We start from the raw sequence: 15954 nt of genomic DNA on the forward strand, positions 1-15954 counted from the left end.
CGGCCGGGACGGGGAGGATGGCCGTGACGACCGCATGCAAAGGAGCGCCGAGGTGACCTCCCCCCAGAAGCCGGTACGGGCCGCGGGCTGCGTCCTGTGGCGCCGCGCGACGACGGACGAGGGCCTGGAGATCGCCCTGGTCCACCGGCCCAAGTACGACGACTGGTCGCACCCCAAGGGCAAGCTGAAACGCGGCGAGGGCGCCCTGGCCGGAGCCGTACGCGAGGTGGCGGAGGAAACCGGCATGGACTGCCGCCCCGACGCCCCCCTCCCCACGTCCTACTACTACGCCAACGGCCGCCCCAAGACGGTCCGTTACTGGGCCGCCGAGGCCCTCGCCGGCGCCTTCACCCCCAACACCGAAGTGGACCGCCTGGCCTGGCTCTCCCCCACGGAGGCCCGCCACCGCCTCACCCAGGAACGCGACCGGCCGCTGGTGGACGCGCTGTTGGCGGCTTTGCATGTGGCGTGAGGTCTGGCCCGTTGCTCAGTGGGCGCCGTCCGGTATTGAACGGATTGCTGTGGGTCAGGAACTCAGCACTTCTTTGAGGTGCATCCGGCATGCGTTCACAAACACCTCGCGTGCCTTCTTGAACGACACCCAGTCTTGTTCCTGGGTGTCGGCTCGCCCTAGACAACGAAGCTGTTCCACGAGGGCCTCAGCCTCTTTGTGGGGGCCAGTGGGTTCGACCGTGATCCGGTTGAAGGCGTCGCGCGTCACGGCGTAGGCCTCATCGCGCGCGGTGACGGCCGCTTCCGGCGTCTCGTAGCGCTCCTCAGCCTCCCAGTAGCACACGGACGATTCCTGGTCGGCCGCGCTCAGAAAGGCGGTGTAGGCGTCGCGTCGCGCCAGGTACAGCGTGAGAGTGGTGGGGGTGCTCATGACGTACTCCGAGCGTCCGAGAACTGGGACGCACTCACGCTACTTGGATGCGTCCCAGCCGGGAGAGATCCGCCAGATGTTTCTCTCTTGGAATGCGGTAGGGCGTCAGCAGTCAGTACCTGCGACGTACGGACTGCGGTACCGCACCGACCGATGCGGCGACGTGATCGGGGGTGTCAACTGGCCCGACTCTTCGGTCGGGCCGCAGGCCGCATCTGGAGCGCAAGCGAGCTGCGGCGCGCAGGTTTCAAAGCTCGGACCGCAGTCCGGCAGGCAACTCGGGTCGCCACCGGTCGTGGCCTTCTCTGGGAAGGCGCAGGCCAGCTCCGCCCGCGCGCCTTGCATGGGCACGCCGCTGTAGATCTCCCGAATACTTCGCTCGTGCACGTTGCCGACGGGCATCCAGCGGGCGAACACGCATGGCCACACGTCTCCGGTCGGGGAAATGGCGAGCTTGTTCCGGCCACACCTGCCGCACAGCTTCTTGATGTCCGGGGCAGCGCCCTGTGAGGCCCGGCCGAATGGCCTGATGTTGTCGGTACGTACGTCACGCATCCCGATATCCAACAGTTCGCGACGTCCTTCCATGCCGCGCTGGCCCTCCAGAACATTGATCACGTTGCCGCGCATCGGGATGCCGAATGCCTTGGCACGGTCGATGTTGACTCGAGTGCGGTGCCGGGAACCGCGGTTCTCCGTCACGTCGTCGTGGTCGTCATCGCTATCGGAGTAGTAGCTGAAGGCCAGGCTGACGCCCGGCATCCGTAGTGCTTCCCACGCTTCTTCGGTGACGTGTGTGAGGTTGCTGAAGACCTCAACTTGCAGATGACGGGCACGGGCGTGCCTGACGATCTCCGGGAAGTTCGGATGCAGGGTGGGTTCGCCGCCGATGAGCTGCCCGTGTTCGGTTCCGAGGGAGGCTAGTTCGTCGATGACACGAAACCAGTCGTCGAGCGCCATCGTGCCGTGGTCCCCCTGCGGAGACGAGTCGGCATAACAGTGCCGACAGTTGAGATTGCAGAAACCGGTGATTTCGAACCAGACGAATCGCGGGGTGAGTAACGACATGACATCTCCTGTGGTCTGTGCGGGGAGCAGCGGGGACGAGGCCCTTGTGGTTGGGGGTGGCAGTCGCTTTGCGGGGCCGGCCGGCAGCCCGCCGCTGGCCGACTGCCCTCAGCTATGCGTGCGGGAATCTCTCACCGGGAGTCACCGTCCGTGTTCCGCTGTGCCCGCGTCCGAATGACCCGCAGTCCTGTGGCCTCCGAAGCGGGCCACACGCGCGGCCCATGTCGCAGCAGGTAGATGCCCTGGCAGATGTCGGTCACGATCGCCCGGCGGCCCTCGTATTCCACCTCGTCACCGACCTCGGGAAGGGGATTCACCGCGAGGCGCCTTCCTGCGCCCTCTTCCGCTCAGCAATCGCCCGGTCCAACTGGATGGCGTACAGCTCCACCTGGCCCGGGTCCATGACGAGCAAGGATGGTTCCGTGGCGCCGTCGCGGTGGTGGATGGTCACAGACAGCGCGGCCTGTTGGGCGCGGAAGTCATAGGCGATGTCCCGCTGATCAATCGTGATGTGTGAGATCACAACGTGTCTCCTCCTCGGGGTCGGGGGATGGCCTCGTCGGATCGTTCGCCAGGGGCGGACATGGACGGGGCATGCGCATCAGAGTGGCGATTTGAGCGGTGCTGCTGAAAGGTCAGACTGATTACCCAACTTGGGTAACATCACTTGAGGTCATGGAGCAGCTACGATCCGTAGATCAGCATTCCGCTGGAGCGTGTCCGATGCCCGAGTCACCCCATCCGCCAGAACTTCCCGTCCGGCTCCTCACAGATCCGGAGATGATCGAGGCGTGTCGACTGCGCGACTTCGCTCGCGTCTTCCGAATGGTCAAGAAGCATGCCGGGATCTATCCCTCGATGATCGCCAGGCGCTGCGATCTGACTCCGAGCCGTGTCGGCGAGGTCATGTCCGATAGGCGCAGGTTGCTGCACATGGACGTCGTCGAGCGCATCTCGGATGGCCTGCGGATTCCTGGGCACATGCTCGGACTTTCGTCACGTGCATGGGAGTCGCCGCCAGCACCTTACGCAACTGACCGAGAGCCTTCCTCGCGCCGGACTGAGCTGGCTCCCGTCGGCTCAGTGCCCACGCACGATGTAGAGGACACCCTTGCATCGGTCGCGTGCGCCAGCCCCAGTACATTGACTGCGCAAGCGCTCCGGTCATCCATCGAAGATTACTGGCGCCGTGATGACGAACATGGCGGCGAAGCCCTGCGTCCGGCCGTTGTCGGGCAGCTTCGCTACGTCGAGAGCCTGCTCACGCAATGTCGCGGAGGCGGCGTCCGGCGTGAACTCCTGGGCGTGGCAGCTGAATTGTCACGACTTACTGGATGGACCTATTTCGACGCCCGTCAGTTCAGTCAAGCCCGCCTCTATTTCGGCCAGGCATTGGGGTTTGCGAAGGACGTTGACGACCGCCAGTTCATGGCCAACGTATTGGCCTGTATGAGCCTGCAAGCCACATATCAGGACCGACCGACGGATGCCCTTGCCCTGGCTGCCGCGGCTCAGGACCACGCACGGGCCAGTGGCACTCCCCGCGTGCTGTCCATGCTGTCTATGCGAGAGGCCTTCGCCCATGCCACCCTGGGCAGCCGCAGTGGGGCGCATGCAGCTATCGGTGAGGCGCACCGACAGTTCGAGCGGATCTCCGAAAGCGACTCCGACCCGTCGTGGGTGATGTACTTCGATGAGCACAAGCTCACCGTGGATACCGGTATCGCGCACGCCCAATTGGGCGAGGCGGGTGTTGCGGAACCCCTCATGGCCCAAGCGCTTCACCCGGAGCGCAGTACCAACCAGCGCGGTCGCGCCTTTCACGCAATCTGGCTGGCCCGTACGCAGCTTCAGCGGGGAAAATTAGAGCAGGCGTGTCACACGGCCGTGAATGCCCTCACCCCTGCCTCGGTGGTGACATCCGAACGGGTCACCGGACATCTGCGGGAATTCTCACTGCAGTTGACGCCATACCGCGCTGAACCTGCCGCAGTAGCCTTCGACTCGCAGTTGCGGCAGGTAGTTCCCTCGGGCGTCAGCGGATCGACTCTTCCATGAGGACATACAGCAGACCGACGAGCGAACCACTGCTGACGACCTCACGGCGGTCGATCATTCCGCGCACCCGCTCCAAGGGAACCCACTCGATACGGTCGGACTCGTTCTTCTCCGTGGGCGGGCCGATGTGCGTCGCGCCGTCTGCCCGGAACACGTAGTGCTGGGAGTCGGTGATTCCATTCGCCGGCTCCGCATAGATCAACGGCTTCATCGGGCCGGGACGCCAGCCGGTCTCCTCCTCCACCTCCCGAGCCGCTGCCTCCTCCGGCGTTTCGCCCGCCTCGATCAGACCCATGGGCAACTCCCATGCCCAGGAGTCCGTGATGAATCGGTGCCGCCACATCATCAGGACTTCATGGCGTTCATTGACCACTGCGGCTACGGCCAGGTGACGCAGACGTACGACGTGATGCTCCCAGCGTCGCCCATCCGGCTGTTCGACATCGACGAGGCACAGGTTCACCCACTGGTTGGTGTAGATCTGCCGTTCCCCATGGGTCTTCCACAGCATGGATGCCGCCCCTTCTCGCGTGGGGGCCAAGCATCTCAGAGGAGCCGCCCGCGAGCTGGGCAAGGGATTCCTCGTCGTATGACGTCACTCATGGACTCCGGTCCCTGCGAGACGAGTTCGGGCAACGGCAGGATTACCGGGCTGGAGAGTGGGTCAACGCGCTGAACGTGCGTGTGATGCGCGGTCGAGCGTGGCTGAGAACGGGGCGGGACCGCACCCGCCCCACCCCCCTCACCGCCTCCGCAGCGAAGCGTCCGTGATGGCCGGCGGCAGGTAGTAGTTGTCGGCCCGGTTGAGGTCGGTGCCCGGGGGGACGATGGCGTCGATGCGGTCCAGGATGTCCGCGTCCAGGGTCACCTCGGAGCCGGTGAGCATGCTGTCGAGCTGGTCGAGCGTGCGCGGGCCGATGATCACGGACGTCACGGCGGGGTGGGAGCGGACGAAGGCGGTGGCCAGGTGGGGGAGGGGCAGGCCCGCCTCCGCCGCGACCTCGGAGAGGGCGTGGACGGCCTCGGCCTTCCGGGCGTTCTCGGGGATCGAGAGGTCGAACTTCTGGCTCTCCAGGCCGGCCCGGGAGCTGGCCGAGAGGTCCCGGCCGGACAGCCAGCCGGCGCTGAGCGGGCCCCAGGTCAGCACGCCCATGCCGTAGCGCTGCGCGGTCGGCAGCACCGCGTTCTCGACGCCGCGCGCCAGCATCGAGTACGGCGGCTGCTCGGTGCGGAAGCGGGAGTGGCCGCGGCGGTCGGCGGTCCACTGGGCCTCGACGATCTGCTCGGCGGGGAAGGTGGAGGAGCCGATGGCCCGCACCTTTCCGGCGCGTACCAGGTCGGAGAGCGCGGCGAGCGTCTCGTCGATATCGGTCGCCGGGTCGGGGCGGTGCATCTGGTAGAGGTCGATGTAGTCGGTGCCCAGACGGCGCAGACTGTCCTCCACCGCCCGCACGAGCCAGCGCCGGGAACTGCCGCTGTGGTTGGCGTCCGTCCCCATGGAGCTGACGGCCTTCGTGGCCAGGACGACATCCTCGCGGCGTCCCTTGAGCGCCTTGCCGACGATCTCCTCGGACTCCCCGGCGGCGTACACGTCCGCGGTGTCCACGAAGTTGATGCCGGCGTCCAGCGCACGGTGCACGATCCGTACGCAGTCGTCGTGATCGGTGTTGCCCCAGGCGCCGAGCATCATCGCGCCGAGCGCGTACTCGCTGACCGAGATGCCGGTGCCGCCGAGGATTCTGCGCTGCATGAGGTGCTCCTTCTGCGAGGTGTCGAGGTGGGGAGGTGTCGAGGTGTGGAGGCCTTGGAGTGCCGAGGTTTCGGGGTAGTCCCGTACGGCGTCCCCGGGGGCGTGCCGGAGCGGACGCCGGGGGCGCCCCGGGGGCTTCCGGGCACCACCTTGCTGTCCGTATGGGGAGCGGACCAGGCCCGTCGCAACCTGGGCCGGCGGGAACCACCCAACCGGCCGTGCGCCGCATACTGGACCGATGCTGTACGCGGAAATCGAGATCAGCGCGTTCCTCAAGGCGCGCCGTGCGGCGCTCGACCCGGCCGACCTGGGCCTGCCGGGCGGGGTGAACCGGCGCCGGGTGCGCGGGCTGCGGCGCGAGGAGGTCGCCCAGCTCGCCGGCATCAGCGTCGACTACTACACCCGGATCGAGCAGGGGCGGGCGCCTGCCATCTCCGACTCCGTCCTGGACGCCATCGCGCGGGCGCTGCGGCTGTCCGGCGGCGAGGTGACGTATCTGCGGAACATCGCCGTGCACCGGCGGCCGGGTGCGGACTGCACCGTTCCGGCGCCCGGACGGACCGTACGCCCCGAGATCCAGCAGGTCCTGGACGCGATGGCGGACACCGTCCCGGCCATGGTGGTCGGCCGCGGGCTGGACATCCTGGCCTGGAACAGGCTGGGCGGGCGGATCGCCTTCGACCTGGAGGCGCTCGCCCCGGAGCGGCGGAACACCGCGCTGCTGGTCTTCCTCGACCCGGCGGCGCGCGCCCTGCACCCGGACTGGGAGGCCAAGGCCGTGGAAATGGTCGGCAATCTTCGCGCCGACAGCGGCCGGCACCCCGACGACCCGCGGATCTGCGAGGTGGTCAACGAACTCCTCGCCCACAGCCCGGAATTCCGGCGGATCTGGGAGACGCAGTCGGTGAACGAGTGTCTGCGCGGCACCAAGCGCATCCGGAACCCGCGGGTGGGCGAGCTGCTCGTCACCTTCGAGAGCTTCCGGCTGAGCACCGATCCGGACCAGGCGCTGGTGACGTACACGGCCCCGGTCGGCTCGGAGACGGAGCGCCGCATCCGGGAGCTGGGGGCGCTGGCGGAGCCGGCGCTCACCGCGTAGGCCGCGGCGCCCGGCCTCACCCCCTGGGGGCCAGCGCCTCCCACCGCACGGTGACCTCGCCCTGACGGCGCCGCCGCGGGTCACCCGCCAGCGGCCAGTCCACGCCCAGCGCCGCCACGGCGGCCCGCCAGCGCTGGCGGGCGCCCAGTGCGCCCAGCGGGGCGGCGGTGGCCCAGGCGCGGTCGAAGTCGCGGAGGAAGGCGTGCACCGGCTCACCCGGAACATTGCGGTGGATCAGCGCCTTGGGGAGGCGTTCAGCCAGGTCGGAGGGGGTTTCCAGGGCGCTGAGGCGGGCGGCGAAGGTGACCGTGCGCGGGCCCTCGGGACCCAGCGCCACCCAGACGTGCCGCCGCCCGATCTCGTCGCAGGTGCCCTCGACCAGCAGCCCGCCGGGCGCCAGCCGGCCGCACAGCCGCCGCCACACGGCGGCCACCTCGTCCTCGTCGTACTGCCGCAGCACGTTCGCCGCCCGGATGAGGACCGGCGCCCGCGGCCCCCGGCCCGGCAGCGGCACCTCGAAGCCCCCGTGGACGAATTCCAGCCCCGGCCGCTCGTGGACCCGCGCGGCCGCGACCCGCGCCGGGTCGATCTCGACGCCGACGACCCGGGCGTCCGGCCGGACAGTCCGCAGCCGGCCCAGCAGCTCGACCGCGGTCCAGGGGGCGGCGCCGTAGCCGAGGTCGACCGCGACGGGGTCGGCGGCGCGGCGCAGCGCGGCGCCGTGCTCCGCGGCGATCCAGCGGTCCATACGGCGCAGCCGGTTGGGGTTGGTGGTGCCGCGGGTGGCGTTTCCGACGGGTCGGGACGGTGCGGTCGCCGGGGCGGCGGCGGGGACGGAGGGGCGGCGGGCCATGCTCTTGAGAGTATGGGGTGGCCGCGGGTGCACGGTCCGCCGAGGTCCCGCGGGCCCCGCTTGGTCACGCTTTGGCAAAGTGCGCGGAGTGTGCGCCGGACGGAAATGGATGGCCGGGGTCTTTTGTTGGACGGGGTCGGAGGCGCGCCGCCCGCCCCGCCTAGGAGGTAGCCCGACGTGAGCCAATACGTGTCCCGGCTCCGCAGTCGTCCCCATGGCCAGTTCCCGGGCCAGGCCCGGCTGCGGCTGCCCGGCAGCGCCCGCCGCCCGCGCCGGGTGGCGATGCTCAGCGTGCACACCTCCCCGCTGCACCAGCCCGGCACCGGCGACGCCGGCGGCATGAACGTCTACATCGTCGAGCTGGCCAGGAAGCTCGCCTCGCTCAACATCGAGGTGGAGATCTTCACCCGCGCCACCACGGGCACCCTCCCGCCCGCCGTCGAGCTGGCCCCCGGCGTCCTCGTACGGCATGTGGACGCCGGTCCGTACGAGGGCCTGGCGAAGGAGGAGCTGCCCGCCCAGCTGTGCGCCTTCACCCACGGCGTGATGCAGGCCTGGGCCGGCCACCGCCCCGGCTACTACGACCTGGTGCACTCCCACTACTGGCTCTCCGGCCACGTCGGCTGGCTGGCCGGCGAACGCTGGGGCGTCCCGCTGGTGCACGCCATGCACACCATGGCCAAGGTCAAGAACGCCGCGCTGGCCGTGGGGGACACCCCCGAGCCGGCCGCGCGCGTGATCGGCGAGACCCAGATCGTCCGGGCCGCGGACCGGCTGATAGCCAACACCGCCGAAGAGGCCGGCGAGCTGGCCCGGCATTACGAGGCCGAGCCGGGCAAGATCGCGGTGGTGCACCCCGGCGTCAACCTCGACCGCTTCCGCCCGTCCGGCGGCGATGTCGCCGCGAGCCGGGCCGCCGCCCGCGCCCGCCTCGGTCTGCCGCAGGACGCGGTCATCCCGCTCTTCGCCGGCCGCATACAGCCGCTGAAGGCCCCCGACATCCTGCTGCGCGCGGCCGCCGCCCTGGTGGACGGGGACCCCTCGCTGCGCTCCCGCCTGGTGGTGCCCGTGGTCGGCGGGCCCAGCGGCAGCGGACTGGCCAAGCCGGAGGGCCTGCAGAAGCTGGCCGCCCGGCTCGGCATCGCGGACCTGGTGCAGTTCCACCCGCCGGTCGGCCAGGAACAGCTCGCCGACTGGTACCGCGCCGCCTCCGTGCTGGTCATGCCCTCGTACAGCGAGTCCTTCGGACTGGTCGCCATCGAGGCCCAGGCCTGCGGCACCCCGGTCGTCGCGGCCGCGGTCGGCGGGCTGCCGGTGGCGGTGCGCGACGGCGTCAGCGGCTTCCTCGTCAGCGGCCACGACCCGGCCGACTACGCCCGCGCGCTCACCCGCTTCGTCGCGGACCCCGGCCTGCCCGCCCGGATGGGCACCGACGCCGCCCGCCACGCCCAGTCCTTCGGCTGGGACACCGCCGCCGCGGCGACCGGCGACGTCTACACCGCCGCCATGCAGGAACACCGCCGTCACCTACGATCGCTCCATGGGTGACACGGGCGAGGAGCACGGTGTGAGCGGGACGACGGGGCAGGCCGGGGCGGCCGTGCCCCCGGGGGCGGCCGCGCGGACCGTCATCGAGGAGACGCTGAAGGACGCCGGCCTCGAATGGGAGTCCCCCTCCGACGGCAGCTACGTCATCAAGCTCCCCGGCACCCGCAAGCTCTCCACGACCTGCTCGCTCATCGTCGGCCGGCACTCCCTCTCCGTGAACGCCTTCGTGGTCCGCCGCCCCGACGAGAACCACGAGGCCGTGCACCGCTGGCTCCTCGAACGCAACACCCGCCTCTACGGCGTCGGTTACGCCATCGACAAGCTCGGCGACATCTACCTCGTGGGCAAGCTCCCGCTGGCCGCCGTCACCCCCGACGAACTCGACCGCATCCTCGGCACGGTCCTGGAGAACGCCGACGGCAGCTTCAACACCCTGCTGGAGATGGGCTTCGCCACGGCCATCCGCAAGGAGTACGCCTGGCGCGTGTCCCGCGGCGAATCCACCCGCAATCTGGACGCCTTCGCGCATCTGACGCGGCGGCCTTCGGCTTAGCGGTACGGGGAGCGCGCGCCGCGCCCGGCGCCGGGCCTCACGCCACCGGCTCGCTCGCCCCGGCCCCCGCCGACGCCCCCGCGTCCGCTGTCCCCCGGGCCACCGCCCCTGCCCCCGGCCGCCCCGACAGCCCCCGCAGCAGCACCCCGTACCCCACCGCCGCCACCGTGCCCACGACCGCGCAGCCGCCCCACAACGCATCGGCGCCGTAGTGGTCGATCACCACGCCGCCGAGCAGAGGGGCCGTCAGGGAGGCGACGGACCAGGACAGCGCGTACATGCCCTGGTAGCGGCCGCGGCCGTGCAGCGGGGACAGCCGTACCACCAGGCCCATCTGGGTGGGCGAGTTGATGATCTCGCCGAGGGTCCAGACGGTGACGGCGACCGCGTACATGGCGACCGAACCGGCGAGCGCGGTCAGCCCGAAGCCGTAACCCGCGAGCAGGGCGGAGCCGATGAGCAGCAGGGCTGGGCTGCGGTGTTCGATGAAACGCGTCACCGGGATCTGGAGCAGCACGACGAGCACGCCGTTCAACCCGATGACCAGGCCGAAGTCGGTGCTGGAGAAGCCGTCCTGACCCATCGCCACGGGCATCGAGACATAGGCCTGCTGGAAGAGCAGCGCGAGCAGCAGGTTGAGGCCGACGACGGTCATGAACCGGCCGTCGTGCAGGACGGTCCGCATGGAGACCGGCGCGGGGGCCGGGCCGCCGGCGCCGCCGTCCGCCCCGCCCTGCGCGTTCGTGGTGGGGCGCGATTCCGGCAGCTTCCGGTAGACGACCAGCGCACAGGCGAGCACGAGCGCGGCCTCGCCGAGGAAGAGGGCCAGATAGCCGTGCTCGGCGATGAGTCCGGCGGCGGTGGAGGAGATGGCGAAGCCGAGGTTGATCGCCCAGTAGTTGAGCGAGAAGGCGCGGACCCGGTCCTTCGGGGCGACGATGTCCGCCATCATCGCCTGGACGGCGGGGCGGGAGGCGTTGCTCGCCATCCCGACCAGGCCCGCGACCAGCGCGATGGCGACCGGGTCCGTCATGAAGCCGAGCAGCGCCACGGACGCCGCCGTCGACAGCTGCGCGATCAGCATGGTGGGCCGCCGCCCGAGCCGGTCGGCCATCACCCCGGCGCCCACGGACGAGATCACCCCGCCCAGCCCGTGCAGCGCGGCCACCAGCCCCGCGTACGAGGCCGAGTAGCCGCGCTCGACGGTCAGGTAGAGGGCGAGGAAGGTGGCGACGAAGGCGCCCAGCCGGTTGATCAGGGTGCTGGTCCACAGCCACCAGAACTGCCGGGGGAGGCCGGAGACGCTCTCCACGGCGGCCCGCCGGAGACCGGACCGCCGGGTGGGTCCGGAGGGTCCGGAAGCGGGCCCGGAAGTGGATGCGGACATGACAGTTCCCCCGTCGAGTGGCGTGGTGGTGCGGCGGTGTGGCGGTGGCAGGGATACGGGCGGGCGGCCGCGCCGTGTGATGGAAGGACGGGCGCGGAAAGGCTAGGCGCGTAAGTGGTGTGGACCGATTCCGCACGCTACTGAGAGCCCGGCTTTAGCCGCCACCCAATTGACGGGACACGTCAAACGCCGGCGGGATGCCCAGCTCCTGGACCCGCGGAGGGGTGATTCCGGATGTCGATTACGCTCGACGCCATGGCCGACGCACCGTACAAGCTGATCCTCCTCCGCCACGGCGAGAGCGAGTGGAACGCGAAGAACCTGTTCACCGGCTGGGTGGACGTCAATCTGAACGAGAAGGGCGAGAAGGAGGCAGTCCGCGGCGGAGAGCTGCTCAAGGACGCCGGCCTGCTCCCCGACGTAGTGCACACCTCCCTCCAGAAGCGCGCCATCCGCACCGCGCAGCTGGCCCTGGAGTCCGCCGACCGGCACTGGGTCCCGGTCCACCGCAGCTGGCGGCTGAACGAGCGCCACTACGGCGCGCTGCAGGGCAAGGACAAGGCGCAGACGCTGGCCGAGTTCGGCGAGGAGCAGTTCATGCTCTGGCGCCGCTCGTACGACACCCCGCCGCCCGCCCTGGAGGACGGCACCGAGTTCTCCCAGTCGGACGACCCGCGCTACGCGTCGATCCCGCCGGAGCTGCGCCCGCGGACCGAGTGCCTCAAGGACGTCGTCGTCCGCATGCTGCCGTACTGGTACGACGGCATCGTCCCGGACCTCCTCGCCGGCCGCACCGTCCTGGTCGCCGCCCACGGCAACAGCCTGCGCGCCCTGGTCAAGCACCTCGACGGCGTCTCCGACGAGGACATCGCCGGCCTGAACATCCCCACCGGCATCCCGCTCGCCTACGAGCTGGACGCCGACTTCCGCCCGGTCAACCCCGGCGGCACCTACCTCGACCCCGAGGCCGCCAAGGCCGCCATCGAGGCCGTGAAGAACCAGGGCAAGAAGAAGTAGGCCCGACGCTCCCGAGCCCCCTGCCCGCGGATTCTCCGGCGGGCGGGGGGGGCTCGATGCTGTGCGGGGGAGGGCTCGGGACCCAGGCCCACGGTGCGGAACCAGGCCGCCCGCAGCTCACCCCCGCCCGTTCGTGCGGTGCGTTTGCGGGACGTGAGTGAGGCGTTTCCGGAACGTCAGCGGCGCCGGGAAGAGTGGTGTCCACACCGCGGGAACGGCCGAAGAGGACTCCCGCACGGACCACAGGGGGACCTGATCATGCGCACTTCCCGGATTCGTACCGCCACCCTGGCCGCCGTCACCGCCGCGCTGGCGCTGGGCCTGACCGCCTGTGGCGGCGCCGACGGCGACTCGAAGGCGGCGGGCGGCGACGACGCCGCCACCGCGCAGAGCCGGGCCATGTCCAGCGGGGACGGCAAGGAGGGCACGCGCTCGACGACCGCCTCGGGCGGTACGGAGGCCGGGAGCAAGGGCACGACGGCCGGCGCCCAGCAGTGCCGCGGCGACGAGATGCTGCTCACCGCGGTGCACCGGTTCGCCGGGCAGCAGGGCGACCACCTGCTCGTCACCGCGTCCAACAAGGGCAGCAAGCCCTGCTGGGTCACCTCCTACCCGGCCGTGAAGCTCGGCGACGCCGGCACCGTGCTGCCGCACTCCAAGAAGGACAAGACGGGCACCGGCAAGCGCATCACGCTCCAGCCCGGCGGCACGGCGTACAGCGCGGTGAACCTCTTCGACTACGGCTCGAAGCACCACACGGCGCAGTCGTTCGCCCTCGCGCTGCGCGGCGCGGAGGGTCAGGACGGCCCCTCCTACTCCGTCGCCCTCAAGGGCGGAAAGCAGCAGTTCAGCTGGAACGAGGCCGACGTGCTGAACTGGAGCACCACGAAGCCGTACGACTTCTGACGGTCCGCCGGGAAGTGACGCCTCAGCCGGGGACGCGCCGCACGGGCGCGTCCCCGCCCCTATGTCTCCTGGCCCCCCTGCCACACCACACACGTGATCGCGTCCAGGCCGCCGTTCGCCAGGCCCTTGTAGGTCACCGTCCGGGCGGGGCCGAGCTCGTGCGCGAGCCGGCCGGCCAGGGCGCGGCCCTCGTGGAAGAGGCGTTGCCAGGTGGCGTCGTACCTGCCCGCCACCCGGTCGCGCAGGTCCAGGTTCAGGGTGGCGTCGATCTCCTCCGCCCAGGCATGGAAGGCGGCGACGAGGGCGTCGGACAGGTCCAGGGCGGCTGCCGGGTCGTCGGGGAAGAAGTCCCCGAAGCCGTCGGAACGCAGCGGGCCGAACCGGAACTCGCCCTCGACGACGAGGTCCACCGGGTGCGGAGGCGTGCCATGACTGTCGCGCTCCCGGTGGAGGCTTGGGCAGCCCCAGCACACCCAGGCCGTCGTCCGGTGGCGCTCGTCCCAGTGGCACACCGCCCACGACGGGCCGAGGTGCCGGGCCAGCCGCTGCGCCGCCGCCAGGCCCTGGGCGGCGTGCCCGCGCAGGCCGGCGCGGGAGCCGAAGCCGTCCGGCGGGCGGGAGAGCGACCAGGAGCGGAGCGTGGCGATCAGGTCGTCCGGCAGGGCCAGGGCGGCGTCGTCCAGGGGCACGCCGTCGGTGAAGGCCTCGGCGCGGGCTTCGTTTCCGGGATACGCGGCGGGGCCGGGCGGCGCGTAGAGGGGGGAGGGCTCGGAGCGGGCCCGTACGAGGAGGGGGCGCGGTTCGGCGAAGGCCGTACGGATCATGGATCTCCACACTCCCGTCGGGCGCCCGGGGAGCCGGCCCCGGGGAGTTCGGCTGCAAGGGTCGCATCCGGCCGGGTGCGGCCGGGCGCCGGGAGCGGAGCCGTGGGGGCGAAGCCCGCGGCGTCCGGATGCAGCATGGAGGGAGGGGCGCGGGGAGCGCCGGGGGCACTGATCGTCTGCAACCGGAAGGATGAGCCCGATGCCCAAGTTCATGGACATCCACCACGGTATGAAGGGCCTCACGGCCGACGAGTTCAACGCGGCGCACCAGGCCGACCTCGCCATTCAGAGCGAGGAGGGCGTGACCTTCGAGCACGCCTGGGCCGACACCGAGTCCGGGGACGTGTTCTGTCTGTCGGAGGCGCCGTCGGCCGGAGCGGTGCAGCGCATCCACGAGCGCGCGGGCCACAAGGCGGACGAGATCCATCCGCTCGCGCTCATGATGTGACCGGGCCGCGAGCCGGCCCTTACGGGGAGACCCGTAGCTCAGGCACAGGGCGGCGGCCCCGGCCGGAGAACCGTCCGGCCGGGGCCGCCGTGGCGCTGTGCCGTCGGGGTCGCTAGCAGCCGCCGCCGCATTGGCACGGTCCGCCGGCCTGGCAGCCGCAGCTGCAGCCGGAGCCGCAGCCGCAGGCGCCGAGCACAGGGAGCCGCGGGCGTTCGACAGCCGTCGGGGCGTCCTGGGCCGCGGGGTTGGGGGAGTCCGCCATGGGTGCCATGCATTGCCTCCTAGGGGTCACCTGCCGCCCATTGCAAGCCCGGGTGGCGAGGCGCGTCAACGGCGCGCGGAAGCACACGTCAACGGCGCACGGTGGCTCAGGGGGCGGACTCGTGCCCTCCGCTCGCCGACGCCGTTACGCGCCCTCCACCGCCGTCGGCGGGGCGATCTCGTCGGCGTGCTCGCCGGTGACCAGGTAGACGACCCGCTTGGCGACGGACACCGCGTGGTCGGCGAAGCGCTCGTAGTAGCGGCCCAGCAGGGTCACGTCCACGGCCGTCTCGATGCCGTGCTTCCAGCGGTCGTCCATCAGGTGCTGGAAGAGGGTGCGGTGCAGCATGTCCATCGCGTCGTCGTCCTGCTCCAGCTGGAGCGCGAGGTCGACGTCCTTGGTGATGATGACCTCGGCCGCCTTGGCCATGAGGCGCTGCGCCAGCTGCCCCATCTCCAGGATGGTGGCGTGCAGGTCCTGCGGCACGGCCGTCTCCGGGAAGCGCAGCCGGGCCAGCTTGGCCACGTGCTGGGCCAGGTCGCCGGAGCGCTCCAGGTCGGCGCTCATCCGCAGCGAGGTGACGACGATCCGCAGGTCGGTGGCGACCGGCTGCTGCCGCGCCAGCAGGGCGATCGCACGGGCCTCCAGGTCGCGCTGGAGGTCGTCGACCTTCTCGTCGGCGGCGATGACGTTCTCGGCCAGCTTGAGGTCCGCGTCGAGTATCGCCGTGGTGGCGCGCCCGATCGCGGAGCCGACGAGCCGGGCCATCTCGACCAGGCCCTCGCCGATCGAATCCAGCTCCTCGTGGTACGCGTCCCGCATCTTGACCTTCTCTCGCTTCGATGTGGTGGTGTGGCGTGGGGTGGGAGGTGGAACGGGGTGCAGGGTGACCTGTGCCCACGCTCTCACGGCCGGTGCCCGCGCGGCCGGTGTCCCGGACGGAGGCTCCGCGGAGCCCGTACGCCGCGGTGCCGGGTTCCGGAGGGCCGGCCGTCCGCAGTCGCTCAGGGTGTCCGGTCGCGCGCCGGTGCGGGACCGCTCCGGCACCCGCACCCTCACCCTGCGGGCACCGCGCGACCTGCGGTGCCACCGGGGGTGAACCGGCACCGACGTGAAGGTGAATTCTGGGCGACGCGACCGCTGCCCCGAGGGCGGCCGGGCGGTTCACCTGGCCGTGCGCCGGAGCGGCGGGCCGTGCGCGCCGGTTTCCCTAGGGGCGTCCGGCGGGCGGCCGCACGTGCCGGACCGGCCTCCGGAGTGAACCCGCGCGGACGCCACGGTGAACTCTGGGCGACGGC

At 70.9% G+C, this 15954-nt stretch carries 18 protein-coding genes; 8 read left to right on the forward strand and 10 right to left on the reverse strand.

Features of this window, described 5'->3' with window-relative positions:
- Positions 1-52: 52 nt before the first annotated feature.
- Positions 53-472, forward strand: coding sequence for an NUDIX hydrolase (locus ACGFN2_RS33770; RefSeq protein WP_393366640.1), 420 nt, complete (start codon positions 53-55; stop codon positions 470-472).
- A gap of 54 nt (positions 473-526) precedes the next feature.
- Here ACGFN2_RS33770 and ACGFN2_RS33775 read toward each other — a convergent pair whose 3' ends face one another.
- From ACGFN2_RS33775 to ACGFN2_RS33790, 4 genes are all read right to left on the reverse strand, one after another.
- A complete protein-coding gene (locus tag ACGFN2_RS33775) occupies positions 527-883 on the reverse strand; it encodes a hypothetical protein (RefSeq protein ID WP_393366642.1) in 357 nt (118 codons plus the stop codon).
- 105 nt (positions 884-988) lie between these two features.
- Positions 989-1951: a radical SAM/SPASM domain-containing protein gene (locus ACGFN2_RS33780; protein ID WP_393366644.1), complete on the reverse strand. Its 963-nt coding sequence runs from the start codon at positions 1949-1951 to the stop codon at positions 989-991.
- A gap of 131 nt (positions 1952-2082) precedes the next feature.
- Positions 2083-2268 (reverse strand): hypothetical protein, encoded by a 186-nt coding sequence (locus ACGFN2_RS33785; protein WP_393366646.1) that lies wholly within the window; start codon positions 2266-2268, stop codon positions 2083-2085.
- The gene (locus ACGFN2_RS33790; protein ID WP_393366648.1) at positions 2265-2474 is read right to left on the reverse strand and encodes a hypothetical protein; all 210 of its coding nucleotides are present in this window, start codon (positions 2472-2474) and stop codon (positions 2265-2267) included. Before ACGFN2_RS33790 ends, ACGFN2_RS33785 begins: the two co-directional genes overlap by 4 nt.
- 200 nt (positions 2475-2674) lie before the next feature.
- On the opposite strand from ACGFN2_RS33790, the gene ACGFN2_RS33795 reads away from it, so the two are divergent.
- The gene (locus ACGFN2_RS33795) at positions 2675-4009 is read left to right on the forward strand and encodes a hypothetical protein (protein WP_393366650.1); all 1335 of its coding nucleotides are present in this window, start codon (positions 2675-2677) and stop codon (positions 4007-4009) included.
- Here ACGFN2_RS33795 and ACGFN2_RS33800 read toward each other — a convergent pair.
- Positions 3987-4520 (reverse strand): NUDIX domain-containing protein, encoded by a 534-nt coding sequence (locus ACGFN2_RS33800; protein WP_393366652.1) that lies wholly within the window; start codon positions 4518-4520, stop codon positions 3987-3989. The two genes, ACGFN2_RS33795 and ACGFN2_RS33800, sit on opposite strands and share 23 nt — an antisense overlap.
- Before the next feature lie 231 nt (positions 4521-4751).
- A complete protein-coding gene (locus ACGFN2_RS33805) occupies positions 4752-5759 on the reverse strand; it encodes an aldo/keto reductase (protein WP_393366654.1) in 1008 nt (335 codons plus the stop codon).
- Between the two features lie 238 nt (positions 5760-5997).
- Between ACGFN2_RS33805 and ACGFN2_RS33810 the strand changes: the two genes are divergently transcribed.
- On the forward strand, positions 5998-6858 hold the full coding sequence (locus tag ACGFN2_RS33810) for a helix-turn-helix transcriptional regulator (protein WP_362609934.1): 861 nt from the start codon (positions 5998-6000) through the stop codon (positions 6856-6858).
- Between the two features lie 16 nt (positions 6859-6874).
- Here ACGFN2_RS33810 and ACGFN2_RS33815 read toward each other — a convergent pair whose 3' ends face one another.
- Positions 6875-7711: a class I SAM-dependent methyltransferase gene (locus tag ACGFN2_RS33815; RefSeq protein ID WP_393366657.1), complete on the reverse strand. Its 837-nt coding sequence runs from the start codon at positions 7709-7711 to the stop codon at positions 6875-6877.
- A 177-nt stretch (positions 7712-7888) separates the two neighbouring features.
- Between ACGFN2_RS33815 and mshA the strand changes: the two genes are divergently transcribed.
- Both mshA and ACGFN2_RS33825 read left to right on the forward strand, forming a co-directional pair.
- The gene (gene mshA, locus ACGFN2_RS33820; protein WP_362609928.1) at positions 7889-9259 is read left to right on the forward strand and encodes a D-inositol-3-phosphate glycosyltransferase; all 1371 of its coding nucleotides are present in this window, start codon (positions 7889-7891) and stop codon (positions 9257-9259) included.
- Complete coding sequence (locus ACGFN2_RS33825; protein ID WP_362609925.1) at positions 9252-9812, forward strand: YbjN domain-containing protein; 561 nt, start codon at positions 9252-9254, stop codon at positions 9810-9812. Before mshA ends, ACGFN2_RS33825 begins: the two co-directional genes overlap by 8 nt.
- 37 nt (positions 9813-9849) lie before the next feature.
- Here ACGFN2_RS33825 and ACGFN2_RS33830 read toward each other — a convergent pair whose 3' ends face one another.
- A complete protein-coding gene (locus tag ACGFN2_RS33830) occupies positions 9850-11199 on the reverse strand; it encodes an MDR family MFS transporter (RefSeq protein WP_393366659.1) in 1350 nt (449 codons plus the stop codon).
- A 255-nt stretch (positions 11200-11454) separates the two neighbouring features.
- On the opposite strand from ACGFN2_RS33830, the gene ACGFN2_RS33835 reads away from it, so the two are divergent.
- Entirely contained in the window at positions 11455-12216 is a 762-nt protein-coding gene (locus ACGFN2_RS33835) for a phosphoglyceromutase (protein ID WP_362609919.1), read from the forward strand.
- Between the two features lie 258 nt (positions 12217-12474).
- The gene (locus tag ACGFN2_RS33840) at positions 12475-13122 is read left to right on the forward strand and encodes a DUF4232 domain-containing protein (protein ID WP_393366661.1); all 648 of its coding nucleotides are present in this window, start codon (positions 12475-12477) and stop codon (positions 13120-13122) included.
- A gap of 59 nt (positions 13123-13181) precedes the next feature.
- Here ACGFN2_RS33840 and ACGFN2_RS33845 read toward each other — a convergent pair whose 3' ends face one another.
- Complete coding sequence (locus ACGFN2_RS33845) at positions 13182-13946, reverse strand: hypothetical protein (protein WP_393366663.1); 765 nt, start codon at positions 13944-13946, stop codon at positions 13182-13184.
- A 199-nt stretch (positions 13947-14145) separates the two neighbouring features.
- On the opposite strand from ACGFN2_RS33845, the gene ACGFN2_RS33850 reads away from it, so the two are divergent.
- Positions 14146-14394: an SCO4226 family nickel-binding protein gene (locus ACGFN2_RS33850; RefSeq protein ID WP_362609912.1), complete on the forward strand. Its 249-nt coding sequence runs from the start codon at positions 14146-14148 to the stop codon at positions 14392-14394.
- A 406-nt stretch (positions 14395-14800) separates the two neighbouring features.
- Here the strand turns inward: ACGFN2_RS33850 and phoU are convergent, their stop codons facing one another.
- A complete protein-coding gene (gene phoU / locus ACGFN2_RS33855) occupies positions 14801-15478 on the reverse strand; it encodes a phosphate signaling complex protein PhoU (protein ID WP_168480876.1) in 678 nt (225 codons plus the stop codon).
- Positions 15479-15954: the final 476 nt, after the last annotated feature.

Origin of the sequence: Streptomyces sp. NPDC048612, assembly GCF_043199295.1 — a bacterium.
Classification (GTDB): domain Bacteria; phylum Actinomycetota; class Actinomycetes; order Streptomycetales; family Streptomycetaceae; genus Streptomyces.